This window comes from Streptomyces sp. NPDC001231 (assembly GCF_042896885.1).
GTDB lineage: Bacteria > Actinomycetota > Actinomycetes > Streptomycetales > Streptomycetaceae > Streptomyces.
The window spans coordinates 166760-192976 of sequence record NZ_JBIAXS010000001.1; the positions used below are offsets into that span (position 1 = coordinate 166760).

Below are 26217 nucleotides of genomic sequence, written 5' to 3' on the forward strand. Positions count from 1 at the left end.
CACTTCCGGGGGCCACAGACTTGCTGGGAGTGACCCGCGAAACCGCTGGTCACATCGATTCTGCGCGGGTAGCGCCTGGTGGGGCGGGTGGGACTCGAACCCACGGCCGACGGATTATGAGTCCGCTGCTCTAACCGGCTGAGCTACCGCCCCGTTGCGGCGCGTCGCGTACAAGTGTGCGCGCCGTCTGCCGCAGCATAGCCGCTCATACGATCTCCTGCTTCGGATGGTCGTCTTCCGCGGCTGTTCACGACCTTGGGGACTTCACCGCGGCCGCGGCGGTTCCCCGGGGACATGAAACCGGACATGAAAAAGGACCCCGGAGGGTCCTCATTCAGCATGCTCCCCCGACTGGACTCGAACCAGTAACCTGCCGGTTAACAGCCGGCTGCTCTGCCAATTGAGCTACGGAGGACCGAGCTCCCCCGACTGGACTCGAACCAGTAACCTGCCGGTTAACAGCCGGCTGCTCTGCCAATTGAGCTACGGAGGAATGCCTCGTTGCATCGAACGCACCTACCTGGGTATCCGCCAGGGGGCGCGCGCTCGCTGCGACACATACATTAGCGCAAGCAGGGGGGTGCTCCGCCAATCGGTTCTCCCCGGCTGTGACCTCGAGGCAAGGGAAGGGTGGCCGCCATGCGTTACCGGCTCACGTTCATCGCAGGGATCGCCGTGGGTTACGTGCTGGGCACGAGGGCCGGACGTGAGCGCTACGAGCAGCTGAAGAAGTCCGCCCTTCAGATCGCCCAGAACCCCGCCGTGCGCAACACCGCCGAGACCGCGGCCCAGCAGGGCCGGCAGTTCGCGGGCAAGGCCTACCACACGGTCAGCGAGAAGGTCGGCGACCACGTTCCCGAATCGGTCGCCCAGCGGGTGCGCTCCCTGCGCGCCCACGCCAACGGCAGCGGCGAGGACGACTGGGGCACCAGCAACACGTGAGCGGCCCGCGCCGGCGGGACCGCGCGCACCCACCGCGACGCCGGGGCGACCGCGGCCCGAGCAGGCGCGGCGGTACGGCAGAATTTTCGCCATGGGGATAGTCGCCGGGTTGGACAGTTCGCCCGATTTCACTCGTATCGTCGTTTGTGACGCGGACACGGGGTCCGTACTCAGGCAGGGATTTGCGCCACATCCGGTGGAGACCCCGGAGGGCGGGGGGCGCTCCGCCGACGTCGATCCGCAGGCCTGGCTGCTGTCCCTCGGGGAGGCCGCGGGCGGCGGGCTCCTGGAGGGCGTGCAGGCGATCGGCGTCTCGGCGCAGCAGAACGCGCTGATCCCGATCGACGCCCAGGGTGCCACCGTGCGGCCCGCTCTGGTCGGCGGCGACCGGCGGACGCAGGTCGCCGCGGCCGACCTGATCGACGCGCTCGGCAGCCGGGAGGCCTGGGCGCAGGCGGTCGGCTGTGTGCCGCAGGCCCCGTTGCCGGTGACCAAACTGCGCTGGTTCGCCAAGAACGAGCCCGAGGCCGCCGGGCGTACGGCGCTCCTGCTCCAGGCGCACGACTGGCTGGTGTGGCAGCTGCTGGGGCGGCCGATGCGCCGCACCACCGACCGCGGCGGCGCCTCCGGCACCGGCTACTGGTCCGCCGCCACCGGCGCCTACCGGCCCGACCTGGTCGAGCTGGCGCTCGGCCGGCAGGCCGCGCTGCCCGAGGTGATCGGTCCCGCCGAGGCGGCCGGCACCACCCCGGAGGGACTGCTGATCTCGGCCGGGACCGGGGAGACCATGGCCGCCGCCTTCGGGCTGGGACTGGGCCTGGGCGACGCGGTCGTCTCCCTCGGCGCCTCCGGTTCGGTGATGGCCGTTCACCCCGAGGCGCTTCTCGACCAGACGGGGATGATCACCTCACTCGCCGACGCCACCGGCATGCACCTGCCGGTCGTGACCACGCTGAACGCGGTGCGGGCGCTGCGCGGCACCGCCGAACTGCTGGGCGTGCCCGACCTGGAGGGCCTGTCGGACCTGGCGATGAAGTCGACGCCGGGCTCGCACGGACTCGTACTGCTGCCCTACCTGGAGGGCGAGCGGACGCCCAGCCTGCCGCACACCGCCGGGATGCTCGCCGGGCTCCGGCGCGAGTCGATGAAGCCGGAGCATGTGGCACGGGCCGCGTTCGAGGGCATGCTGTGCGGGCTCGCGGACGCGCTCGACGTGCTGCGCGGCCGGGGCGTGGAGGTGCGCCGCGTCTTCCTGCTCGGCCCCGCCGCGGAACTGCCCGCCGTACAGGCCGTCGCGCCCTCGGTGTTCGGCGCGCAGGTCGTCGTGCCGCAGCCGGCCGACTACGCCGCGATCGGCGCCGCCCGGCAGGCCGCCTGGGCGCTCGGCGCCTCCCAGGGCACCCTGGACCCGCGCACCCCGCCGGCCTGGCAGGGCGCGGTGGCCCAGATCCTGGAGCCCGGCGAGGATCTGGCGGTGGGCCAGGCGGTGCGCCAGCAGTACGTGTCGGTGCGTGAGCAGGTTCACCCGGGGGCCTTCCTGGGGTGACGACCGTCCTCACGAGCCCTTTTGTCCGCATAAGTCTTTTCCGGCTTGTCGGATATAAGGGTCGGCCATATCGCCCCCAACAAGCATCCTTACGGGGGCGTTTGGGACATAACGGTTCACTCGTGCGGCGGGTCCGACGACGTGAGGTCAAGGGACGACCCGGCCTCGGTCGTTGACCCGCGGTCGGGTTAATCGGTTGAGGTAACGCGGGTGGAGTGTTCGACGATAGGTGCCAGGGGACATCGACTGCCCCCACCGCCGACTCCGAGAGACCCAGCGTGCTCATACGACTCCTGCGGACCTATCTCAGGCCCTACAAGAAACCCATAGCCCTTCTGGTGCTGCTGCAGTTCCTGCAGACCTGCGCCACGCTCTACCTGCCCACCCTGAACGCCCACATCATCGACAACGGTGTGGTGAAGGGTGACACCGGCTACATCCTGACGTTCGGCGCCGTGATGATCGGCATCTCGCTTGCGCAGGTGGTCTGCAACATCGGTGCCGTCTACTACGGCGCCCGCACCGCCTCGGCGCTCGGCCGGGACGTACGGGCGGCCGTGTTCGACCGTGTGCAGTCCTTCTCGGCCCGCGAGGTCGGCGGCTTCGGGGCGCCCTCCCTCATCACCCGGACGACGAACGACGTGCAGCAGGTCCAGATGCTGGCCCTGATGACGTTCACCCTGATGGTGTCGGCGCCCATCATGTGTGTGGGCGGTGTCGTCCTGGCCCTCGGCCTGGACGTGCCGCTGTCCGCGGTGCTGGTCGCCGTCGTCCCCGTGCTCGGCATCAGCGTGACCCTGATCGTGCGCCGGCTGCGTCCGCTGTTCCGGTCCATGCAGACCCGCCTGGACACCGTGAACCGGGTGCTGCGCGAGCAGATCACCGGCAACCGCGTGATCCGCGCCTTCGTCCGCGACGAGTACGAGAAGGACCGCTTCCGCGGGGCCAACGGGGACCTGACGGAGATGTCGCTGGCCACCGGTCGGCTGCTCGCGCTGATGTTCCCGATCGTGATGACGGTGGTGAACCTGTCGTCCATCGCAGTGGTGTGGTTCGGCGCCCACCGCATCGACAGCGGTGGGATGCAGATCGGCGACCTGACCGCGTTCCTCGCCTATCTGATGCAGATCGTGATGTCCGTGATGATGGCCACCTTCATGTTCATGATGGTGCCGCGCGCGGAGGTGTGCGCCGAGCGCATCCAGGAGGTGCTGGACACCGAGTCCAGCGTCGTGCCGCCCGTCGCGCCCGTGACCGAGCTGCGCCGCCACGGCCATCTGGAGATCCGCGGCGCCGGCTTCCGCTACCCGGGCGCGGAGGAGCCCGTCCTGAAGACCGTCGACCTGCTCGCCCGCCCCGGCGAGGTGACCGCCGTCATCGGCTCGACCGGCAGCGGCAAGTCCACCCTGCTCGGCCTGGTGCCCCGGCTGTTCGACGCGACCGACGGGGAGGTCCTCGTCGACGGCGTGGACGTACGCACCGTGGAGCCGGAGCTGCTCGCCAGGACGGTCGGCCTGGTGCCGCAGAAGCCGTACCTGTTCGCGGGCACGGTGGCGACCAACCTGCGCTACGGCAACCCGGACGCCACCGACGAGGAGCTGTGGCACGCGCTGGAGGTGGCGCAGGCCAAGGACTTCGTCAGCAAGCTGGAGGGCGGCCTGGACGCGCCGATCGCCCAGGGCGGCACCAACGTCTCCGGCGGCCAGCGCCAGCGCCTGGCCATCGCCCGCACCCTGGTGCAGCGCCCGGAGATCTACCTCTTCGACGACTCCTTCTCGGCCCTCGACTACGCCACCGACGCGGCCCTGCGGGCGGCGCTGGGGCACGAGACCTCCGAGGCGACCGTCGTCATCGTCGCCCAGCGCGTGGCGACCATCCGCGACGCCGACCGGATCGTCGTCCTGGACGAGGGACGGGTCGTCGGCACCGGCCGCCACCGCGAACTGATGGCGGACAACGAGACCTACCGGGAGATCGTGCTCTCCCAGCTGACGGAAGCGGAGGCTGCCTGATGGCCGGGCCGATGGGGCGGATGATGTCCGGGGCCGGGCCCGACAACCGCTCGATGGACTTCAAGACGTCGGGCAAGCGGCTCATCACCCAGTTCAGACCCGAACGGATCACGATCGCCGCCCTGGTGCTGTGCGTGGTCGTGAGCGTCACGCTCAGCGTGATCGGGCCGAAGATCCTCGGCAAGGCCACCGACCTGGTCTTCGCGGGGATCGTCGGCCGGCAGATGCCGGCCGGGGCGACCAAGGACGAGGTCCTCGCCTCCATGCGGGAGCGCGGCGAGGGCTCGATCGCCGACATGCTGAAGAGCGCCGACTTCACGCCGGGCAAGGGCATCGACTTCGGTGCCGTCGGCGAGGTCCTGCTGTTCGCGCTGGGTACGTTCCTGGTGGCCGGCCTGCTGATGGCGGTGGCGACCCGGCTGGTGAACCGTTCGGTGAACCGGACCATGTTCCGGATGCGCGAGGACGTGCAGACGAAGCTGTCGCGGCTGCCGCTGTCGTACTTCGACAAGCGCCAGCGCGGCGAGGTGCTCTCCCGCGCCACCAACGACATCGACAACATCGGGCAGACCCTGAACCAGTCGATGGGCCAGCTGATCAACTCGGTGCTGACCATCATCGGCGTGCTCGTCATGATGTTCTACGTCTCCTGGATCCTCGCGCTGGTCGCGCTGGTGACCGTGCCGCTGTCGTTCGTCGTCGCCACGCGCGTGGGCAAGCGGTCGCAGCCGCACTTCGTGCAGCAGTGGCGCTCGACGGGCCAGCTCAACGCGCACATCGAGGAGATGTACACCGGGCACACCCTGGTGAAGGTGTTCGGGCGGCAGGAGGAGTCGGCGAAGCAGTTCGCCGAGCAGAACGAGGCGCTGTACGAGGCCGGGTTCAAGGCGCAGTTCAACAGCGGCGTCATGCAGCCGCTGATGATGTTCGTCTCGAACATCAACTACGTGCTGGTGGCCGTCGTCGGCGGTCTCCGGGTCGCGTCGGGCACGCTGTCCATCGGTGACGTGCAGGCCTTCATCCAGTACTCGCGGCAGTTCTCGATGCCGCTGACCCAGGTGGCGTCGATGGCGAACCTGGTGCAGTCCGGCGTCGCCTCGGCCGAGCGCGTCTTCGAACTGCTGGACGCCGAGGAGCAGACGGCGGATCCGGTGCCGGGCGTGCGGCCTCAGGAGCTGCGCGGGCGGGTCGCGCTGGAGCACGTGTCGTTCCGCTACGACCCCGACAAGCCGCTCATCGAGGACCTGTCGCTGACGGTGGAGCCGGGCCACACGGTGGCGATCGTCGGCCCGACCGGCGCGGGCAAGACCACGCTGGTCAACCTGCTCATGCGGTTCTACGACGTCACCGGCGGGCGCATCACGCTCGACGGCATCGACATCGGGAAGATGTCGCGTGACGAACTGCGGTCCGGGATCGGCATGGTGCTCCAGGACACCTGGCTGTTCGGCGGCACCATCGCGGAGAACATCGCCTACGGCGCCTCCCGCGAGGTCACCCGCGGCGAGATAGAGGAGGCGGCGCGGGCCGCGCACGCCGACCGGTTCGTCCGTACGCTGCCCGACGGCTACGACACCGTGATCGACGACGAGGGCTCCGGGGTGAGCGCCGGTGAGAAGCAGCTCATCACCATCGCGCGGGCGTTCCTGTCCGACCCGGTGATCCTCGTCCTGGACGAGGCGACCAGCTCGGTCGACACCCGTACCGAGGTGCTGATCCAGAAGGCGATGGCCAAACTCCAGCACGGCAGGACGTCGTTCGTCATCGCGCACCGGCTCTCCACGATCCGGGACGCGGACACGATCCTCGTCATGGAGAACGGCTCCATCGTCGAGCAGGGCGCCCACGACGAGCTGCTGGCCGCCGAGGGGGCGTACGCGCGTCTGTACAAGGCGCAGTTCGCGCAGGCGGTCGCCGAGGTGGACTGACCGTCGGTGTTTTTTGCCGGGGCCGCTCGCCCGCGGTGAGCAGCCCCAGGTCAGTCCAGGTAGCCGCGGAGCTGGTCGGCGAAGGCGTGGTCGCGCAGCTTGTTGAGGGTCTTGGACTCGATCTGGCGGATCCGCTCCCGCGTCACGCCGAAGAGGCGCCCTATCTCCTCCAGCGTGCGCGGGCGCCCGTCGACGAGCCCGTACCGCAGCTGCACGACCTTGCGCTCGCGCTCCCCCAGCGTGGACAGCACGGCCTCCAGGTGCTCGCGCAGCAGCAGGAACGCCGCCGACTCCACGGGCGAGGCGGCGTCGCCGTCCTCGATCAGGTCACCGAGGGCGACCTCGTCCTCCTCGCCGACCGGGGCGTGCAGGGAGACCGGCTCCTGGGCGAGCCGCAGGACCTCGCTCACCCGCTCGGGCGGCAGGTCGAGGTGGGCGGCGACCTCCTCGGGGGCCGGCTCGTAGCCCCGCTCCTGGAGCATCCGCCGCTGCACCCGTATGACCCGGTTGATGAGTTCGACGACGTGCACGGGCACGCGGATGGTGCGGGCCTGGTCGGCCAGGGCGCGGGACATGGCCTGGCGGATCCACCAGGTGGCGTAGGTGGAGAACTTGTAGCCGCGGGCGTAGTCGAACTTCTCCACGGCCCGGATGAGCCCGAGGTTGCCCTCCTGCACGAGGTCGAGCATGGTGAGCCCCCGGCCGACGTACCGCTTCGCCACGGACACCACGAGCCGCAGGTTGGCCTCGATGAGCCGGCGCTTGGCCATCCGGCCGAGGACGACGATCCGGTCCAGGTCCAGAGCGAGCCGGCTGTCCAGGTCCGGGGTGGTGGTCAGCTTCTCCTCCGCGAACAGGCCGGCCTCCACACGCCGGGCCAGTTCGACCTCCTCGGCCGCGGTGAGCAGCGGGATCCGGCCGATCTCCCGGAGGTACTGGCGGAACAGGTCGGAGGAGGGACTGCCGCTCTCGGTGCGGGCGGGAACCGGCTCGGGAACCTCGGACGGGGCCTCCGGCTCCACCTCGGGGTGGTGCGCGCCCCGGCCCTGCGGGGGTACGGCCGGGACGACGTCGGCCTCCCCCATGTCCGGGTCCGGTCCGGTGAGGCCCGGGCCGGTGGCGATGTCGGTCTGGGTGAGGGTCTGGGTCTGCACGGGGGCGACCTCCAGGATGATCGCTGCTGAGGTGTGCGGCAGCGGTACTAGGCGGGCGGAGTCGGCGGCCTCGCCACCGTCCGTCCCGTACGCGAGGAGCACAGCCGCTCAGGTGTGGGACCCGTGGGGGCGAAGCGCTCCGAGGACTCAGGCAACCGGACCCAGTGTGGGGTACGACACATCGCCGCCACGAGGGGCGTGCGATGACTTTTTGCGTCCGGTCCGTGACCGGCCGGTTACTCGGATCGTCCGACGTTCGGGCCGGCGCTCACAGCGCCGCCGTGCCGCGCTCCCGCAGAGCCTGGTCGTACTGCTGGAGGATCCACAACTCGTTCTGAGTGGAGGCCAGTTGGGCGGGGTCGCCGCCGGTGCCGAGGCGGGCGACCGTGCTCTGGAGGTCGCGGATGCGGCGTTCGACCGCACGGCGGCGGACCGTCACCAGCTGGGCACCCGCGTAGGCGTCGTCGACCTCCCGGCGGAGCAGGATCGCCTCCACCGCCAGCTCGGTGACCATCGCGCGGACCGTGTCGTCCGGGGCGGCCTCGCGGACGCGGGCCAGGTACTCCTGCGGGTCGCCCACGCCGTACTCGGCGCCGCCCGCGTCCAGGACCGCCTGGCGTACGGCGGCGTAGGGCGGGGCGGTGAACTCGTCCACGCCGTAGGCGTCGAAGGCCGGTGAGACCAGCTCCGGGCGTTGCAGGGCGAGTTTGAGCAGTTCACGCTCGGTGGCGAAGACCGGGTTGCGCAGGTTGAGCGCCGGGCCCCGGGACGCGGGACGCGTCGGCGCGTACTCCTGCTGCTGGCCCCGCTGCCGCTGGTCCGGCGCCGGGCCGCGGCCGCCGCGCTCGCGTGCCCAGCGGGCCAGCTGGGCCACCCGCTTGACCACGAACTGGGTGTCGAGGATGCCGAGCAGTCCGGCGAGCTGCACCGCGACCTCGTGCTGGGCGCCGCTGTTCTTGATCCGGGCGACGACCGGCGCGGCCTCGTCCAGGGCGGCGGCGCGGCCGGCCGGGGTGTCGAGGTCGTAGCGGGCCACGATCTGGCGCAGCGCGAACTCGAAGAGCGGGGTGCGCGGTTCGACCAGGTCGGCGACCGCCTCGTCGCCCTTGGCCAGGCGCAGGTCGCAGGGGTCCATGCCGTCCGGGGCGATGGCGATGTAGGTCTCGGCGGCGAACTTCTGGTCGTCCTCGAAGGCCCGCAGGGCCGCCTTCTGTCCCGCCGCGTCGCCGTCGAAGGTGAAGATCACACGCGCCGAGCCGTTGTCCATCAGCAGCCGACGCAGGATCTTGATGTGGTCGCCGCCGAACGCCGTGCCGCAGGTGGCGATGGCGATGGGCACGCCGGCCAGGTGGCAGGCCATGACGTCGGTGTAGCCCTCGACCACCACGGCGCGGGAGGTCTTCGCGATCTCCTTCTTCGCCAGGTCGATCCCGTACAGCACCTGGGACTTCTTGTAGATCGCCGTGTCGGGGGTGTTGAGGTACTTCGGTCCGTTGTCCGCCTCGTACAGCTTGCGCGCGCCGAAGCCCACCACGTCGCCGCCGATGTCGCGGATCGGCCACATCAGCCGGCCCCGGAAGCGGTCGATGGGGCCGCGGCGGCCCTCCTGGGCGAGGCCGGAGAGGATCAGCTCCTTGTCGGTGAAGCCCTTGCCGCGCAGAAAGCGCGTGAGGTGGTCCCAGCCCTGGGGGCTGTAGCCGACGCCGAAGTGGACGGCGGCGCCCTGGTCGAAGCCGCGTTCGGCGAGGAAGACCCGGCCGGTCTCGGCCTCGGCGGAGTTCGCGAGCTGTTCGGCGTACCAGTCGGCGGCCAGCTTGTGCGCCTCCACCAGGCGGATGCGCTCGCCGCGCTGGTGGGCGGGGTTGTACCCGCCCTCCTCGTAGCGCAGGGTGATGCCGGCCTGGGCGGCCAGCCGCTCGACCGTCTCCGAGAAGGAGAGGTGGTCGATCTTCATCACGAACGCGATGGTGTCGCCGCCCTCCTGGCAGCCGAAGCAGTGGAAGAGTCCCTTGCTCGGGCTGACCTGGAAGGACGGCGACTTCTCGTCGTGGAACGGGCACAGGCCCTTGAGGTTGCCCCCGCCCGCGTTCCGCAGCTGGAGGTACTCGGACACCACGGCGTCGATCGGGACCGCGTCCCGTACCGCCTTCACGTCCTCGTCGTTGATCCGTCCTGCCACGCCAGAAGTCTACGGTGGTCCGGCGAGGCTCCCGCTCGGCTACGGGGTCAGGCTCTCCAGCGGCACGTGCGGGTCCGCGAGCGCCTCCGTGTCCACCCGCGCCCTGGTACGGATCAGGTGCTGGATCGGGTCCGTGACGTCCCACACGTTGACGTTCATCCCGGCCAGGACGCGGCCCTCCTTCACCCAGAACGCGATGAACTCGCGCTTTCCGGCGTCCCCGCGGATCACCACCTCGTCGTAGGAGCCGGGGGGCGCCCAGCCGCTGTACTCCATGCCCAGGTCGTACTGGTCGGTGAAGAAGTAGGGCACGCGGTCGTAGAGGACCTCCTGGCCGAGCATCGCGCGGGCCGCGGCCGGACCGCCGTTCAGCGCGTTGGCCCAGTGCTCCACCCGCAGCCGGGTGTCGAACAGCCCGTGCGGGAAGGAGGCCACGTCGCCGGCCGCGTAGATGTCCGGGTCGGACGTGCGCAGCCGCTCGTCCACCTTGATGCCGCCGCCGTGGGCGCGGTCGGCCAGCTCCAGGCCCGCCGACTCCGCCAGCGCGACGCGCGGCGCGGCGCCGATCGCGGCGAGTACGTCGTGGCAGGGGTGCTCCTCGCCGTCGTCGGTCCGCACGGCGAGCACCATGCCGTCCTGCCCGACGATCTCGGTGAGCCGAGCGCCGAAGTGGAAGCGGACGCCGTGCTCGCGGTGCAGATCGGCGAAGAGCTGGCCGAGCTCGGGGCCGAGCGCGCTGTGCAGCGGGGTGGCGGCCGTCTGAACGACGGTGACCTCCGCGCCGTACTCGCGGGCCGCCGCCGCGACCTCCAGGCCGATCCAGCCGCCGCCCGCGATCACGAGGTGGCCGTTGTTCCGGCCCAGGTGGGTCAGGACGTGCTTCAGGCGCTCGGCGTGGGCGAGGCGGCGCAGGTGGTGGACGCCGGCGAGGTCGGTGCCGGGGATGTCCAGGCGGCGCGGTTCGGCGCCGGTGGCCAGCAGCAGCTTGTCGTAGCGCACATGGGTGCCGTCGTCCCCGTAGTGGACGGTCCTGGCGGCTCGGTCGATCGCGACGACCGTCTGGCCGAGGTGCAGCTCGATGTCGTTCTGCGCGTACCAGGCGGGCTCGTGCACGAAGACGCTGTCGCGCTCCTCCTTGCCGAGCAGGTAGCCCTTGGACAGCGGCGGCCGCTCGTAGGGGTGGTCGCGCTCGTCGCACACGAGGATCACGCGGCCGCTGAAGCCCTCCGCGCGCAGGGTCTCGGCCGCCTTCGCGCCGGCCAGACCTCCTCCGACGATGACGAATGTCTGATCCGCGTCGACCACTTGATGCCTCCTCGTAAGGGTGCCGCCACATGGGAGCGTCCCGCACGGAGCGTGGTGCGGGAAGAGGGAGTGGCCCGATCAGGCCACGGAGGGTCACCTGGGGGCCCGGTCGGGGCCACTGGGTTCACTCGGGTCCCACCCGTACCACGGGTGTCCGTAAACGTGCTGTCAATGTCATGCGCGCTCCCTCGAAGTCATGCGTGCCCTCTCAGACGCGCGTGAAGCGAAAGGGCCGAGGCGTCGGTGAGGGAGGCGATCTGGTCGACGAGCACGCGCTTGCGCGCACGGTCGTCGGCGGCCTGGCCGAACAGGGCGCGGAACTGGGGGTCGAGGCCGTAGGGGGCGCGGGCGGTCAGCGCCTCGGCCAGCTCGGCGACCACGATCCGCTGGTCGGCGCGCAGCCGCTCCTGCTCGGCGCGCTGCATGACATACCGGTCGGCGACGGCCTTGAGGACCGCGCACTCCATTCGGGTGGTCCGGGGGACGACGAGCTCCGCGCCGTAGCGCGTGAGACCGCCGCTGCCGTACGCCTGCCGGGTGGCACCCTCGGCGGCCAGGCAGAAGCGGCCGATGAGCTGGCTGGTGGCGTCCTTCAGCCGGGCCTGGGCGACGGCCGACCCGTCGTATCCGTGCGGCCACCACTCCTGGTCCAGGAGGCGGTCGAGGGCCTCGGCGAGTTCCTCGGGGTCGGTGCCGGCCGGGACGTAGCGGCCGACGGCGACCGCGAACACCTCCTGCCGCTCGGGTTCGGCGTGCAGGCAGCCCGGGTCGATGTGGCCGGCGTGCAGCCCGTCCTCCACGTCGTGCACCGAGTACGCCACGTCGTCCGCCCAGTCCATGACCTGGGCCTCGAAGCAGGTGCGGGTGCCGGGCGCGTCCTTGCGCACCCAGTCGAAGACCGGCCTGTCGTCCTCGTAGACACCGAACTTGGGCGAGGCCGGGTCGGTGGGGTGGGCGCCGCGCGGCCAGGGGTACTTGGTGGCGGCGTCGAGGGCGGCGCGGGTGAGGTTGAGACCGACGCTGACGAGTTCGTCCGTGGCGGCGTCGACGACGAACCGCTTGGGTTCGATGCGGGTGAGCAGGCGCAGGGACTGGGCGTTGCCCTCGAAACCGCCGCAGTCCCGCGCGAACTCGTTCAGCGCCTGTTCGCCGTTGTGCCCGAAGGGCGGGTGGCCCAGGTCGTGGGAGAGGCAGGCCGCCTCCACCAGGTCGGGGTCGCAGCCGAGGGCGGCGCCCAGCTCACGGCCGACCTGGGCGCATTCGAGCGAGTGGGTGAGCCGGGTGCGGGGGCTGGCGTCCCAGGCATGGATGGGGGTCCCCCCTGTTCGAGCGAGGCCGAGGACTTGGGGGCGTTCGCCGGGCGTGACCACCTGGGTCTTGCCGGCCAGCCGTCTGAGGGCCGCGGAGTGCAGTACGCGCGCGCGGTCGCGCTGGAAGGCGGTACGCCCCGGCCGCTTGTCCGGCTCGGCGGCCCAGCGCTCGACGGCCGGTGCCTCGTAGCCGGCGGGCGGCACGTGGTTCTCGGGCGGCCGGGGGGCGTGCTCGCGCGGCCGGGCTGCTTCGGATGCGGTCCCTTCCATGATTCGACAGTAAGCGCAGGTACCGACAATCGGGATGTCACCGTCCGCCTCCGGTCCGCGACGGTGTGCGTGTCCCGCCCCGCCGGGCCGTGGCGGGCGCGGGGCCCTGCCCGGACTCCGTGCCGTGTCCGCCGTGTCCGCCTTCACGAGAATGGGGCAGGGGCGGGTGAACCGGGGTGGCGTGCGCCGCGTCCTTGCTGATCGAGGGCCGTGGGGCCGTCTGGGGAGGGGACTGACCGATGCGCCTGACAAATACGCCGCACATGCCGCGCCGACCGTCGTGGACACGTCCGCGCCTGCCGCGCACCCGTGCCGGGCGGCGGCTGCTGGTGCGGGCGGTGATGGCCGGGTGCGTGCTGGCCCTGCTCCCGGCGACCTGGATGTACGTCGTGGCCGGCGACCGGCTGCGCACCACGGCGGACGCGCCGCGCACCGACGTGGCCGTGGTCTTCGGCGCGGGCCTGTGGGACGGGGAACCGTCGCCGTACCTGGCGCACCGGCTGGACGCGGCGGCGAAGCTGTACCACGAGGGCCGGGTCAAGGTGCTCCTGGTGACCGGCGACAACAGCCGCGAGGACTACGACGAGCCGGACGCGATGCGCGCCTATCTGACCAGGCGGGGCGTGCCCGGTATCCGGATCGTGAGCGACTACGCCGGCTTCGACACCTGGAGCTCCTGCGTCCGCGCGAAGAAGATCTTCGGCGTCGACCGGGCGGTCCTGGTCACCCAGGGGTTCCACGTCCGGCGCGCGGTCGCCCTGTGCGACGCGGCGGGCATCGACTCCTACGGTGTCGGCGTCGACGCCAAGCACGACGTCACCTGGTACTACGGCGGCACCCGCGAGGTGTTCGCGGCCGGCAAGGCGGCCCTGGAAGCGGTGTTTCAGCCGGACCCGAAGTTCCTGGGCCGCACGGAGCACGGGGTGGCCAGGGCCCTGGCCGACGCCGGGTAGGGCCCGCGGCAGGGCGGGCGGACGCGGCAGGACCGAGCGCGTGCCGGCCGGCGCCGAGACGGACTTCCCGCACGCCGTGCTCCTGCCCACGGCAGGCGGTCTTCGCGGCCGGAAGGTCGCCGACTCGGCCCCCGGCCGCGTCGCCGCCCGTCAGACCCGGTGCCGCGCGTGCCGCGTTCGCCAGTCCCCGCCCTCGATGCGCGCGCCCTCGGTGCGCAGTTGCCGGGTGACGGACGGTCCGGCGACGTAGACCCAGGCGCGTACGGTCGCGCCGTCGGTCTCGCGGACCACCTCGCGCTCGATGCGCTCGTAGAGGCTGCGCGGGTCGCCGGCCACGTATCCCTCCAGCCGGTCCAGTGCGGTGAGCACCTCGCCGTACTCGTCCGGCCGGGCAGCCACGAGGTCGCCCCGCACCAGCCCGCCGGGCTCCTCCACGGCGTAGGGATAGCCGGGTCCGTCGTAGAGCACCACGCCGGACAGCCGGGCGGGCTCCTCGGAGTGGGTGCGGCCGCGCAGGAACAGGCCGTGGTTGCCCTCGCCGGGGCGCAGGGTGCCGTAGACGAAGAACGGAAGCGCTGCGGGCGGCGGCGTCGGAGCAGTCGAAGTCGTCACGGAAACGATTCTCTCCCCCTGCACACCCATCCTGTGGACGCTATGGACATGACATGTCATGAGCACTTAAATCTCTGGGCAACGCCAGCGCAACCCCCAAGCGCCCCCCGGGGCGCCCGCGCTCAAGGAGACCGATGAGTCGGACACGGCACATCCGAGCTTCCCGCCTTGCCACGGCAGGCGTGGCCGCCACCACCGCCACCCTGCTGGCCGCCGCCCTCTCCCCCGCCGCGCACGCGGAGGGCAGACCCGACCGGGCCGCCGCGATCCACAACGCCGCGTCGGCGCTCGTGAACCACTCCACGGCCCTGGGCCTCACCTCCGTCGAGGCCACCACCGTACGGGACGTGATCGTCGACAAGAACGGCGCGCAGCACGTCCGCTACGACCGCACATACCACCAACTTCCCGTACTGGGCGGTGACTTCATCGTTCATCTGGCTGCGGACGGAAGCTACCGCGGCGCCAACCGGGCCTCGAAGGGCACGGTTTCCCTCGCGAGCACCACGCCCCGGCTCTCCGCCCCGAAGGCGGCCGACCTCGCGGTGAACGCGCTGCGCGCGGAGAACCTGAGCACGAAGCTGCAACAGGTCAAGGCCAAGCCGGAGTTGATCGTCGACGCCCTGCACGGCGCCCCACGCCTGGCCTGGCGCACCAACGCGGTCGGGCTGGACACGCTCGGCAACCCGGTGGCCCGTACGGTGCTGACCGACGCCCGCACGGGCGCGCAGATCGACGCCTGGGACAGCATCGAGACGGCGACGGGCGACGGCCAGTCGCTCTACAGCGGAACGGTGTCCCTGGAGACCACGCTCTCGGGCTCGACGTACCAGCTCAAGGACCCGACGCGGGGCAACACGTACACGGGCGACGCGGAGAACAAGACCGACCTGTGCTTCTTCGGCATCTGCTTCCAGCGCGCCCCCGCCACGCTGTTCACGGACGCCGACAACCACTGGGGCACGGGCACGACCGCGGACCGCGCGACGGCGGCGGTCGACGCGCAGTACGGCACCAACGAGACCTGGGACTACTACAAGAACGTCCACGGCCGCAGCGGCATCGCGGGCGACGGCAAGGGCTCGTACAACCGCGTCCACTACGGCAGCAACTACAACAACGCCTTCTGGGACGACAGTTGCTTCTGCATGACGTACGGCGACGGTGACGGCACCACGTTCGGCCCGCTGGTCGCCCTCGACGTGGCCGGCCACGAGATGAGCCACGGCGTGACGTCGAAGACGGCGGCACTGACGTACTCGGGCGAGTCCGGCGGTCTGAACGAGGCCACCTCCGACATCCTGGGCACGCTGGTGGAGTGGTACGCCGACAACCCCTCGGACCCCGGGGACTACCTGATCGGCGAGAAGATCGTCCGCTCCGGCTTCGGCAAGTCGGCCCTGCGCTACATGGACAAGCCCTCCAAGGACGGCAGTTCGGCCGACTGCTGGAGCAGTTCGGTGGGCAACCTCGACGTCCACTACTCCTCCGGCGTCGCCAACCACTTCGCCTACCTGCTCGCCGAGGGCAGCGGCACCCGGACCGTCAACGGCGTCGCCTACGACTCCCCCACCTGCGACAACTCCACGGTGACGGGCATCGGCCGCGACAAGCTCGGCAAGATCTGGTACCGGGCCCTGACGGTCTACATGACGTCCTCCACGAAGTACGCGGGCGCGAGGACGGCGACCCTGAACGCCGCCAAGGACCTCTACGGCGCCGGCAGCGCCGAGTACAACGCGGTGGCAGCGGCCTGGACCGCGACCAACGTGAACTGACCGCCCCGTCCCCAACCGTTACGGCCGCCCTCGCCTTCCGGGCCGGGGCGGCCGCAGCCGGGTGCCCCCCAGGCGGACGGGCGTCAGGGCCTGTCCGGAGTCGGTCAGGCCCTGGTGATGTTCCTGCCCGGCATCGGCTCCGCGAGTGCCGTCCGCCAGTCGGGTGCGCCGAAGGCGTCCGCGAAGTACTGCGTCTCGTGCGCGACCTGTCCGTGGGCGAACTCCATGATGCTCACCGAGTAGGTGGGCACCCCGTCGTAGGTGATGACACACTCGCTCACCCACAGAGCCCCGCTGCCGGAGATCCGGTGGACGGTGAAGTGCCGACTCGCGGGGTGCCCGCCACGTTGCGCCGAGATCGTCGCGCGGCCCCGGAATCGTTCACCTGACTGGGGGTAGTCGAGGATCGCGTCCGCGGCGTAGATGGCGTGCTCGGCTTCGGTGTCCCCACGTTCCGACGCCCGCCAGTGTTCCTCGATCGCGGCCCTGGTCCGGATATCAGGATCCATCGCATCGTCCCTTCCTCGGGCGGCCGGAGCGACCGGGTACCCGGAGACGCTTCGAGGCTTACTCCCGGGGCGCTCGGCCGTCGAACGTCATGGGCAACGGTGGCAGCGTAGACCGCCCGACGCGGCGACTCGGGGACCCTGCCCGTGGCGCTGGGAGTCAGGGGGTCACGACGCCCTTGGGCGGCACCCGTTCACCCTCACGCCCCGCGCCCTTCCGGGTGGTCTCCGACGTGCCCTCAGTAAGTCGGCCCTGACCTGCGGAGATGCCGACCGTGGGACGGTCCGGGGCGGGTGGTCCGGCCACCCGTTCGTCGCATTTCTGACAGACCTTCAGCAAGCGGGAGCGGCGCCGGGCCACTTACCTCGTCAGGACAGGGGCACGGCCGACGGCGGCACACGCGGGTGTCGCGGGCCGTGGCCCCACCGCAGAGTCCGGAGGAGCACCGATGCGACGTATCGCCCGCCGGCCGGCCAGGGCCATGGCCGGGGCCGTGCTCACCGTGGCCGCCGTGGGCGGTCTGACCGCGCCCGCGTACGCTGCGGCCGGCGGCAGCCTGGAGGTGAATCCGTACTCGGTCCAGCCGGGCGGTCAGGTCACGGTGAACACCACGGGGTGCGGCAAGAAGGCCTCCGCGGCGGGTGACGCCAGCGCGGTCGGCGCGGGTCCCTTCACGCTGGCGCCCAGCGCGCGCGCGGGCGAGGCGGTCGGGCGGTTCCGCGTTCCGGAGAGCGCGCAGCCGGGGACGTACGAGATCGTCGCGCAGTGCGCCGAGGGCGACCAGGAGGTGAGGGGCGACCTGGTCGTGACGCTGATGGCCGCGCAGGAACAGGTGGAACCCCGGGGAAGCATGAAGACAGGGGTCGGCGGCGCACAGGACCGCGACCCCGTGAAGACCGCGGCCGGTGTGGCGGCTCTCGCCGTCGCCGCCGCGGGCGGTACCTGGCTCCTGCATCGCCGGGCGAGAGGCGACGGGATCTGACGGACACCCTCCGCTGTCCGTCCGCCGGTACCGCATGTCCCCGCCCCCTTCCGGGTGCGACGCCCCTCGCGGCCCGGAGGGGGGTGCGGGGCACCGAGTCCGGGAGGGGTCCCAGAGGGGCCGAAAGGGGGGCCGGAAGGAATCCCGCGGGGTTCCGAGAGGGGTCGTCCGTATGCACATAGGTAACGCCGCGATAGCGACCGTCACCGTGGTCGCCTTCTGCTCCGGCGCCTGGTTGCTGCACAGCGGCGCCGAGACGCACGCCCCGCCCCAGCCCGGTGCGGCGGAGGGCATGCTCGACCCCGGTGAGGAAGCCCGCGCCGCCCCCGCGCTGCCGCCGTCCCCGCCCCTGCGCATACGCATCCCCTCCATCCGGATCGACGCCCCCCTGACCGGCCTCGGTCTGACGAAGTCCGGCAGCCTCAACGCCCCTCCCGCCGACAACAAGAACCTGGCCGGCTGGTACGAGGCCGGCACCACCCCCGGCGAGCGGGGCACCGCGATCGTCGCCGGCCATGTCGACAACGCCCAGGGGCCGGCCGTCTTCTACACCCTCGGCGCCCTGAAGAAGGGCAGCACCATCGAGGTGGACCGCCGCGACGGCGGGGTCGCCGTCTTCACCGTGGACGCCATCGAGGTCTACGAGGCCAAGGACTTCCCCGACGAGAAGGTCTACGGCGCCGCCAAGCGCCCGGAACTGCGCGTCATCACCTGCGGCGGCGGCTACTCGAGAACCACCGGCTACCAGGGCAACGTGGTCGTCTTCGCCCACCTGACCGGCAGCCGCTGAGCCCGGCGCCATGCGCCGGCCAGTGCCCCGACGGGCAACGCTTGCCCCGTCGCGTCGCCCGGCCCTTTACGGGCGAACGTTGCCTGCCGCGGCACTAGGCCACCCACTGCTGGTAGGCCATGTTCGCCACCAGCGCGAACACCACCGTCAGCAGCACGATCCGGACGAAGCCGCTGCCCTTCTTCAGCGCGGTGTGCGCGCCCAGGGCGCCGCCCGCCAGGTTGAACACCGCCAGGACGGCCGCCAGTTGCCACAGGATCGCGCCCTGCCAGGCGAAGGTGGCCAGGGCGCCCGCGTTGGTGCAGCAGTTGACGATCTTGGCGGTGGCGGAGGCGGTCACCAGGTCCAGGTGGAGTACGGCGGTCAGCGCCAGGACGAGGAACGTGCCGGTGCCGGGGCCGATGAGGCCGTCGTAGAAGCCGATGCCGAGGCCCGCGAGGCCGATCGCCGCGAGGATCCGGCGGCGGGTGGCCGGCCCGGGCGCCGGGGCGGTGCCGAACGAGGGACGCAGGATCACGAAGGTTCCCACCCCGAGCAGCACCACCATGATCACCGGCTTGAGCACCTCGGTGCTCATCCCTGCCGCGAAGAACGCGCCGGCGGAGGACCCGGCGAGCGCGGCCAGCCCGATGCGGACGGCGGTGCGGACGTCCACGGGCGCCCGGCGGACGTAGGTCACGGCCGCGCCGGTGGTGCCGACGATGGCGACCGCCTTGTTGGTGCCGAGCGCGGCCGCGGCCGAGGTGCCGCCGGGCAGTCCCAGCAGCAGCGCGGGCAGCAGCAGGAGCCCGCCCCCGCCGACCACGGCGTCGATCCACCCGGCCGCGAACGCGGCGAGGCACAGGAGGACGACCACGGTCAGCGATATGTCGGGCATGATCGCGACCCTAGGCAGGGATCCGTGCGCGGTCCACGTATCTGAGGGTCTTTTGAGGTCCGAGGGTCATGTGAGGTGCGGCCGGCTCAGTCCTCCAGGACGCCTCGACTCCTCGGAGCGTCTCAGTCCCTCAGGACGCCTCGACCCCTCGGAGCGTCTCAGTCCCTCAGGACGCCTCAGTCCTTCAGGGCGTCGTACGACACCCCGGTGAGCCGCTCGGACGTCTCCCAGAGCAGCCGGCCGCCCCTGTCGTCGAGGGTCCAGGGCGCCCGCCAGGACGGGGCCGGGGCGCCGCGCCACATGGCGAAGGACGGGCCGTGGAAGGAGTCGGGGCGCACTCCGGGGGCGGTGGCCGCGTACAGCGTGGGCAGGGCGCCCGCCTCGGCCGGCTGGGCGAGGACCCGGTTGCCGGCCTCCATGAGCCGTTCGGCCGTCCGGCGGCCCTCCGCCCGGGGTCCCGCGGTCTGAAGGTTGGTGGCGGCGTAGCCGGGGTGGGCGGCGGCCGCGACCACGTCGGACCCGGTGGCCGCGAGCCTGCGCGCCAGCTCGTGCGTGAAGAGCAGGTTCGCGGTCTTGGAACGGGCGTAGGCGATCCAACGCCGGTAGCGACGCTCGCTGTTGAGGTCGTGCAGATCGACGTTGGCCAGCGCGTGCATCATGCTGGAGACGGTCACGACGCGGGCGCCCGGCGTGTCGAGCAGCCTGGGCAGCAGCAGCCCGGTGAGGGCGAAGTGCCCCAGGTGGTTGACCCCGAACTGGGTCTCGAACCCGTCCGCCGTCGTCCCGTACGGCGGCGCCATCACCCCGGCGTTGTCGACGAGCAGATCGAGCCGCTCGTACGGGTACGCGTCCGCGAACTCCCGTACGGAAGCGAGGTCCCCGAGATCCAGCAACGCGAACTCGACCTCCGCGTCCGGCACTTCACGCGTCACCCGATCGGCAGCCGCACTCCCCCGCGCCTCGCTCCGGCACGCCAGCACCACCCGGGCACCCTTGCGCGCCAGTTCCCGCGCGGTGACGAGCCCGAGCCCGCTGTTGGCCCCGGTGACGACGGCCGTACGGCCGCTCTGGTCGGGTATGTCGTGCGTGTTCCAGCCGGGCATGGACGGCTCCCTGGTGACGGAGGGGCGGCGGACACCTGAGATCCAACGTAGGAGAGGGGCGGCATCCCCGCACGGGATGCCGCCCCTGCTTCTTTCGTGAACCGGAGTCCTCGTCGCAATCGGTAATGAGGGTCGGGGACCACGACGAGGACTCCGGGGTCTTTACCGGTGGTCGCTGCCCTCCGCCTCGACCGAGGCCCGGCCGGCCTCCAGACGTGCCACCGGGATCCGGAAGGGGGAGCAGGAGACGTAGTCCAGGCCCACCTCGTGGAAGAAGTGGACGGACTCGGGGTCGCCGCCGTGCTCGCCGCAGACGCCGAGCTTGAGGTCCGGACGGGTGGCCCGGCCGGCCTCGACGGCGGACTTCACCAGGGAGCCGACGCCGTCCTTGTCGATGGTCTCGAAGGGCGACACCCCGAAGATGCCCTTCTCCAGGTAGGCGGTGAAGAACGACGCCTCGACGTCGTCGCGGCTGAAGCCCCACACCGTCTGGGTCAGGTCGTTCGTGCCGAAGGAGAAGAACTCCGCCGCCTCGGCGATCTGGCCCGCGGTCAGCGCGGCGCGCGGCAGCTCGATCATCGTGCCGATCGCCAGCTTGAGCTGCGTGCCGGTCGCCGCCTCGACCTCGGCGATGACCTGGTCGGCCTCCTCGCGGACGATCTCCAGCTCCTGGACGGTGCCGACCAGCGGGATCATGATCTCGGCGCGCGGGTCGCCCTTGGCGGCCCTGCGCTCGGCGGCCGCCTCGGCGATGGCGCGGACCTGCATGGTGAACAGGCCGGGGACGACCAGTCCGAGGCGTACGCCGCGCAGTCCGAGCATCGGGTTCTGCTCGTGCAGGCGGTGCACGGCCTGGAGCAGGCGCAGCTCGTTCTCGTGCGGCTCCTGACGGGACTCGGCGAGGGCCACGCGCACCGACAGCTCGGTGATGTCGGGCAGGAACTCGTGCAGCGGCGGGTCGAGCAGGCGGACCGTGACCGGCAGGCCGTCCATGGCCTCGAACAGCTCCACGAAGTCCCGCTTCTGCAGCGGGAGGAGCTGCTTGAGGGACTCCTCGCGCTCGGCCTGGGTGTCCGCCAGGATCAGTCGCTCCACCAGCTCACGGCGGTCGCCGAGGAACATGTGCTCGGTGCGGCACAGGCCGATGCCCTGGGCGCCGAAGCGGCGGGCGCGCAGCGCGTCCTCGGCGTTGTCGGCGTTGGCGCGCACCCGCAGGCGGCGCTTGCGGTCGGCGAAGGCCATCATCCGGTGGACGGCCTCGACGAGTTCGTCCGCGTCGTCGGCGCCCGGGTGCATCCGGCCCTCGAAGTACTCGACGACCGGGGACGGGACGACCGGGACCTCGCCCAGGTACACCTTGCCCGAGGAGCCGTCGATGGAGATCACGTCGCCCTCCTCGACGACGTGCCCGCCGGGGACGGTCATCCGGCGGCGCTTGGTGTCGACCTCCAGGTCCTCCGCGCCGCAGACGCACGTCTTGCCCATGCCGCGGGCGACCACGGCCGCGTGGGAGGTCTTGCCGCCGCGGGAGGTCAGGATGCCCTCGGCCGCGATCATGCCGTCCAGGTCGTCGGGGTTGGTCTCCCGGCGGACCAGGATGACCTTCTCGCCCGAGCGGGACCACTTGACGGCGGTGTACGAGTCGAAGACCGCCTTGCCGACCGCCGCGCCCGGGGAGGCGGCGATGCCGCGGGCGACCTGCTCGACCTTGGCCTGCTCGTCGAACCGCGGGAACATCAGCTGCGCGAGCTGGGCCCCGGTGACCCGCTTCAGCGCCTCGGCCTCGTCGATCAGGCCCTGGTCGACGAGCTGGGTGGCGATGCGGAACGCGGCGCCGGCGGTCCGCTTGCCGACGCGGGTCTGCAGCATCCACAGCTGGCCGCGCTCGATGGTGAACTCGATGTCGCAGAGATCCTTGTAGTGGTTCTCCAGCGTCTCCATGATCTGCATCAGCCGGTCGTACGACTTGCCGTCGATCCGCTCCAGCTCCGCCAGCGGGACGGTGTTGCGGATGCCCGCGACCACGTCCTCGCCCTGCGCGTTCTGAAGGTAGTCGCCGTAGACGCCCTGCTGGCCGGAAGCGGGGTCGCGGGTGAAGGCGACGCCGGTGCCGGAGTCGGGGCCGAGGTTGCCGAACACCATCGAGCAGATGTTGACGGCCGTGCCGAGGTCGTGCGGGATGCGCTCCTGACGGCGGTAGAGCTTGGCGCGCTCGCCGTTCCAGGAGTCGAAGACCGCCTTGATGGCGAGGTCCATCTGCTCGCGCGGGTCCTGCGGGAAGTCCCGGCCGGCCTCCTTCTTGACGATCTTCTTGAAGGTGGTGACCAGCTTCTTCAGGTCGGCGGCCTCGAGCTCGGTGTCGACGGTGACCTTCTTGGTCTCCTTGGCCTTGTCGAGGGCGTCCTCGAACAGCTCGCCGTCGACGCCGAGGACGGTCTTGCCGAACATCTGGATGAGGCGACGGTAGGAGTCCCAGGCGAACCGGTCGTCGCCGGCCTGCTTGGCCAGGCCCTGGACGGACTTGTCGGACAGGCCGATGTTCAGGACGGTGTCCATCATGCCGGGCATGGAGAACTTCGCGCCGGAGCGGACGGAGACCAGCAGGGGGTCGTCGGGCTGGCCGAGCTTCTTGCCCATCTTCTGCTCGAGCGCGTCGAGGTGCGCGCTCACCTCGTCACGGAGTGCCGCGGGCTCCTCGCCGCTGTCGAGGTAGACCTTGCAGGCCTCGGTGGTGATCGTGAAGCCCGGCGGGACCGGAAGGCCCAGGTTCGTCATCTCGGCCAGGTTCGCGCCCTTGCCACCGAGGAGGTCCTTGAGGTCCTTGTTGCCCTCGGTGAAGTCGTAGACGAACTTCACGCCCTCAACACTGTTGCCGCGATCGGCTACCTGGAGATCTTTGTTTTCCGACACGGGTCTCGACTCCTCGAGGACGCGGTGGCTGCCCTGACGGCGAGGAACATACCCAGATCGAAGGCCGATGGGTACGTCCACTTGTGGGTCATGCGCCCGTAACCAGTCGTCCGCCAGCGGATCGAAAGTCAAGGCTTGGCAAGCCGTCGGGTGCAGATGTTTTCACTTCTTGAACGAATCAACGCTCGTAGACCCGCCTAGCCGCCCAGATGAGCGACTCTCGGCACGTCTGTTTTCGATCGATGAACGATCAAGGTGTGGCACTGAGTGCCACACCTTGGAGAAGTGCAGCCGCTCAAGATCCGCTCATCTGAGCGCAACCCTTATCAAGGGTGGCGAGAATCACGCTGCCACAGGCGCTCGGATTTCACCATGCGGACGACTCCCCGGCCCCTCGGTCGGGGCTCCGTTTGCCGGGTGTTTGCGCGGCACCGGTGAACACGGGTGAGGGCCCGGCCGTACGGGAGTGCGGCGGGCCCGAGCGTGGCCCACCTCCTCAGCGACGCCGCGCACGGAAGGACCTTCGGGTGCCTCAGCACACGGATACACGCCAGTCATCGGGTGCACCATCGGACGCGGCCGGGGAACCGGCGTCGCACGGGGGCGGGACCGAGGCCGCCGCTCTGCACCCGGCGGAGCCGGGGGCGGGCGCGGAGGCCGGCGCGCAGGCGGACGCGGGCACTGAGTCGAGCGCGGGCGCGGAGACGGGCGCTGAATCGGGGGCCGGCCCTGAATCGGGGGCGGACGCGCACGTCGAACCGGGGTCCGAGGCGCCCGCAGCCGCACCGACCCGGACCGCCGGGTCCATCCCCGTCCCCGCCGCGCGCAGGCCGGAGGCAGCGAAAACCACGTCCCGCGCCGGGGACAGGCCCGCCTCGACCACTCCTCCGGTGGACGGCGCCCCGCAGGCGGTGGCGGCGACGGCCGAGGGCACCTCCGTCGGCACCGGTATTCCTGGGGACGACGAATCCCCAGCTGCATCCGGGACCGGCGAACCCGCCCCGGCCGCCACGTCTGCGCAGGCCCGCGAATCCGCCCGGACCGCCAAGCCCACCAAGGCCCCCGAACCCGCCCTGGCCGCCGGACTTGCCCAGCGCGCCGAACCCACCGAACCCACCCAGCCCACCGAACCCGCCGAATCCGCCGAATCCGCCCAGCCCACCGAACTCACCGAACCCGCCCAGCCCACCGAACCCGCCGAATCCGCCCAGGCCACCGAACCAACCGAACCCACCGAGCCGACCGAACCCACCGAGCCGACCGACGCCGCCGAACCCGCCGAGGCCTCCGCATCCGGCGCGACCCCGGCAGGGGCCCTCGCCTCTCCGTCCCGCCCCCTCCCCCTCCCCCTCCTCCTCCGCGTCCTGCGGGCGATACGGCCCCGGTCCGTTCGCGGAGTCTGGCGTGGCTGGAAGGGGGCGCATCCCGTGGCCGCGCGAAGGGTGTCCCACGGGGGCACCCTTCTCGCGTTCCTGCTCGTCGCCGTCGCGCTTCTGCTGCCGAACAAGGAGGCGCAGTTCCAGGTGACGGCGTTCACGCGGCTGCCGGTGGAGGGGCTGCTCCTGGCGGCCGTGCTGCTGGTGCTGCCGCGCCGGCCGCGGGTGGCCGTGGCGGTGCTCGGCGGGCTGGCGCTCGGCGTGCTGACCGTGCTGAACCTGACGGACATCGAGTTCAACCAGTACCTGGGCCGCAGCTTCAACGTGGTCCTCGACTGGGAGCTGCTGGACGACGCCCAGTCGTACCTCGCGGACACCCTCGGCGGAACGACGGCCCTGCTCGCCGCCGTCGGGGTCGTCCTCCTCGTACTGGCGGTGCTCGCCGTGACGGCCCTCGCGGTCGTGCGCGTCGGCGACTTCCTGGGCCGCGACAAGGCCCGCTCGACGCGCGGACTGCTGCTCGCCAGCGTGGTGTGGATGACGTGCTCGGCTCTGGACGTCCAGGTCTCCGGCGTCCCGGTGGCCTCCGAGCACACGGTCGTCATGGTCAAGTACCACGAGGAGGCGCTGCGCTCCACGATCCGGGACGAGCGGGAGTTCGCGAGGACGGCGGAGGCCGACCCGTTCCGCGACACCCCCGGCAGCGAGCTGGTGCCGGACCTGCGTGGGAAGGACATGATCTTCACGTTCATCGAGAGCTACGGCCGCACAGCGATCGAGGACCCGATCACGGCGCCGGGCGTCAACAAGACCCTCGACGCCAGTACGCGGGCCCTGGCCGAGGCGGGCTTCCACGCCAGGAGCGGCTGGCTGACGTCGGCGACGTACGGCGGCGGCAGCTGGCTCGGCCACTCCACGTTCATGTCGGGCCTGTGGGTCGACAACCAGAACCGCTACCGCACGGTGACCTCCGGCGACCACCTCACGCTGACCGATGCGTTCAAGAAGACCGGGGCCTGGGACACGGTCGGCGTCATGCCGGGCGTGCAGAAGGGCTGGCCGGAGGCGAAGTGGTATGGCCTGGACAAGGTCTACAACGCCTTCGGGATGGGTTACGAGGGGCCGAAGTTCAGCTGGTCGACCATGCCCGACCAGTACGCGCTGGAGGCCTTCCAGCGTCTGGAGCACGGCAGGAAGCGCGACAAGCCGCTGACCTCGTTCGTCATCCTGACCTCCAGCCACCAGCCCTGGGCGCCGGTGCCGGAGATGGTCGCCTGGGACCAGCTCGGTGACGGCTCGGTCTTCAAGGACATCGAGGCGGCAGGCACCAGGCCGGCGGACATCCTCACCAGTTCCACCCGCTCCCGCGAGGGGTACGGCAAGTCGATCGAGTACTCGGTGACCGCCCTGACCCAGTGGATGGAGCGCTACGGCAAGGACGACACCGTGCTCGTGGTCCTCGGCGACCACCAGCCCAACGCCCGGGTCAGCGGCGACCACGCCAGCCGTGACGTGCCCTGCGCGATCCTCGCCAAGGACCCCGAGGTCCTGGACAAGATCGACGACTGGGGCTGGACCGAGGGTCTGCGCCCCGACCACGACGCGCCGGTGTGGAAGATGAGCGCCTTCCGCGACCGCTTCCTGACGGCGTACGGCTCCACCCCGCACCCGTCGAAGGGCTGA

At 71.2% G+C, this 26217-nt stretch carries 18 protein-coding genes and 3 tRNA genes; 9 read left to right on the top strand and 12 right to left on the bottom strand.

The features are described 5' to 3' along the window. Positions 1–76: 76 nt before the first annotated feature. The 3 genes from ACFY3J_RS00805 to ACFY3J_RS00815 all read right to left on the bottom strand — a co-directional run bounded on the left by ACFY3J_RS00805 (position 77) and on the right by ACFY3J_RS00815 (position 493). Positions 77–153: transfer RNA gene (locus ACFY3J_RS00805), tRNA-Ile, on the bottom strand. A gap of 189 nt (positions 154–342) precedes the next feature. Beyond that, positions 343–415 (bottom strand) — tRNA-Asn (locus ACFY3J_RS00810). Between the two features lie 5 nt (positions 416–420). Beyond that, positions 421–493, bottom strand: a tRNA-Asn gene (locus ACFY3J_RS00815). A 146-nt stretch (positions 494–639) separates the two neighbouring features. On the opposite strand from ACFY3J_RS00815, the gene ACFY3J_RS00820 reads away from it, so the two are divergent. From ACFY3J_RS00820 to ACFY3J_RS00835, 4 genes are all read left to right on the top strand, one after another. Further along, on the top strand, positions 640–942 hold the full coding sequence (locus ACFY3J_RS00820) for a YtxH domain-containing protein (RefSeq protein ID WP_384173500.1): 303 nt from the start codon (positions 640–642) through the stop codon (positions 940–942). Positions 943–1033: 91 nt separating this feature from the next. Further along, on the top strand, positions 1034–2488 hold the full coding sequence (locus tag ACFY3J_RS00825; RefSeq protein WP_390839696.1) for an FGGY-family carbohydrate kinase: 1455 nt from the start codon (positions 1034–1036) through the stop codon (positions 2486–2488). 278 nt (positions 2489–2766) lie between these two features. Next, the gene (locus ACFY3J_RS00830; RefSeq protein WP_384173494.1) at positions 2767–4500 is read left to right on the top strand and encodes an ABC transporter ATP-binding protein; all 1734 of its coding nucleotides are present in this window, start codon (positions 2767–2769) and stop codon (positions 4498–4500) included. Continuing rightward, the gene (locus tag ACFY3J_RS00835; protein WP_390839698.1) at positions 4500–6428 is read left to right on the top strand and encodes an ABC transporter ATP-binding protein; all 1929 of its coding nucleotides are present in this window, start codon (positions 4500–4502) and stop codon (positions 6426–6428) included. Before ACFY3J_RS00830 ends, ACFY3J_RS00835 begins: the two co-directional genes overlap by 1 nt. 50 nt (positions 6429–6478) lie before the next feature. Here ACFY3J_RS00835 and ACFY3J_RS00840 read toward each other — a convergent pair whose 3' ends face one another. The 4 genes from ACFY3J_RS00840 to ACFY3J_RS00855 all read right to left on the bottom strand — a co-directional run bounded on the left by ACFY3J_RS00840 (position 6479) and on the right by ACFY3J_RS00855 (position 12646). Then, positions 6479–7684 carry an RNA polymerase sigma factor gene (locus ACFY3J_RS00840; protein WP_384173489.1) on the bottom strand — a complete coding sequence of 402 codons (1206 nt, stop codon included), beginning with the start codon at positions 7682–7684 and terminating at the stop codon, positions 6479–6481. Positions 7685–7850: 166 nt separating this feature from the next. Next, positions 7851–9761 carry a DNA primase gene (gene dnaG / locus ACFY3J_RS00845; RefSeq protein WP_384173486.1) on the bottom strand — a complete coding sequence of 637 codons (1911 nt, stop codon included), beginning with the start codon at positions 9759–9761 and terminating at the stop codon, positions 7851–7853. 39 nt (positions 9762–9800) lie between these two features. Further along, a complete protein-coding gene (locus tag ACFY3J_RS00850) occupies positions 9801–11066 on the bottom strand; it encodes an NAD(P)/FAD-dependent oxidoreductase (RefSeq protein WP_384173483.1) in 1266 nt (421 codons plus the stop codon). Between the two features lie 194 nt (positions 11067–11260). Continuing rightward, positions 11261–12646: a deoxyguanosinetriphosphate triphosphohydrolase gene (locus ACFY3J_RS00855; protein ID WP_384173480.1), complete on the bottom strand. Its 1386-nt coding sequence runs from the start codon at positions 12644–12646 to the stop codon at positions 11261–11263. Between the two features lie 239 nt (positions 12647–12885). Between ACFY3J_RS00855 and ACFY3J_RS00860 the strand changes: the two genes are divergently transcribed. Beyond that, on the top strand, positions 12886–13599 hold the full coding sequence (locus ACFY3J_RS00860) for a vancomycin high temperature exclusion protein (RefSeq protein WP_384173477.1): 714 nt from the start codon (positions 12886–12888) through the stop codon (positions 13597–13599). 150 nt (positions 13600–13749) lie between these two features. On the opposite strand, the gene ACFY3J_RS00865 is transcribed toward ACFY3J_RS00860, so the two are convergent. Beyond that, a complete protein-coding gene (locus tag ACFY3J_RS00865) occupies positions 13750–14211 on the bottom strand; it encodes a gamma-glutamylcyclotransferase family protein (RefSeq protein ID WP_384173474.1) in 462 nt (153 codons plus the stop codon). A gap of 134 nt (positions 14212–14345) precedes the next feature. Between ACFY3J_RS00865 and ACFY3J_RS00870 the strand changes: the two genes are divergently transcribed. Further along, positions 14346–15989 (top strand): M4 family metallopeptidase, encoded by a 1644-nt coding sequence (locus tag ACFY3J_RS00870; RefSeq protein WP_384173471.1) that lies wholly within the window; start codon positions 14346–14348, stop codon positions 15987–15989. Positions 15990–16093: 104 nt separating this feature from the next. Here ACFY3J_RS00870 and ACFY3J_RS00875 read toward each other — a convergent pair whose 3' ends face one another. After that, the gene (locus ACFY3J_RS00875; protein WP_384173468.1) at positions 16094–16498 is read right to left on the bottom strand and encodes a nuclear transport factor 2 family protein; all 405 of its coding nucleotides are present in this window, start codon (positions 16496–16498) and stop codon (positions 16094–16096) included. A 446-nt stretch (positions 16499–16944) separates the two neighbouring features. Between ACFY3J_RS00875 and ACFY3J_RS00880 the strand changes: the two genes are divergently transcribed. Together ACFY3J_RS00880 and ACFY3J_RS00885 are read left to right on the top strand one after the other, a co-directional pair. Then, positions 16945–17478 carry a hypothetical protein gene (locus ACFY3J_RS00880; RefSeq protein ID WP_390839701.1) on the top strand — a complete coding sequence of 178 codons (534 nt, stop codon included), beginning with the start codon at positions 16945–16947 and terminating at the stop codon, positions 17476–17478. Positions 17479–17650: 172 nt separating this feature from the next. Beyond that, a complete protein-coding gene (locus tag ACFY3J_RS00885; protein WP_384173462.1) occupies positions 17651–18268 on the top strand; it encodes a class F sortase in 618 nt (205 codons plus the stop codon). Positions 18269–18362: 94 nt separating this feature from the next. On the opposite strand, the gene ACFY3J_RS00890 is transcribed toward ACFY3J_RS00885, so the two are convergent. From ACFY3J_RS00890 to ppdK, 3 genes are all read right to left on the bottom strand, one after another. Then, positions 18363–19145 carry a sulfite exporter TauE/SafE family protein gene (locus tag ACFY3J_RS00890; RefSeq protein ID WP_384173459.1) on the bottom strand — a complete coding sequence of 261 codons (783 nt, stop codon included), beginning with the start codon at positions 19143–19145 and terminating at the stop codon, positions 18363–18365. A 176-nt stretch (positions 19146–19321) separates the two neighbouring features. After that, a complete protein-coding gene (locus ACFY3J_RS00895; protein ID WP_390839703.1) occupies positions 19322–20248 on the bottom strand; it encodes an oxidoreductase in 927 nt (308 codons plus the stop codon). 162 nt (positions 20249–20410) lie between these two features. Beyond that, on the bottom strand, positions 20411–23158 hold the full coding sequence (gene ppdK / locus ACFY3J_RS00900; RefSeq protein ID WP_384173401.1) for a pyruvate, phosphate dikinase: 2748 nt from the start codon (positions 23156–23158) through the stop codon (positions 20411–20413). Positions 23159–24522: 1364 nt separating this feature from the next. Between ppdK and ACFY3J_RS00905 the strand changes: the two genes are divergently transcribed. Next, positions 24523–26217, top strand: coding sequence for a CDP-alcohol phosphatidyltransferase (locus ACFY3J_RS00905; protein WP_384174087.1), 1695 nt, complete (start codon positions 24523–24525; stop codon positions 26215–26217).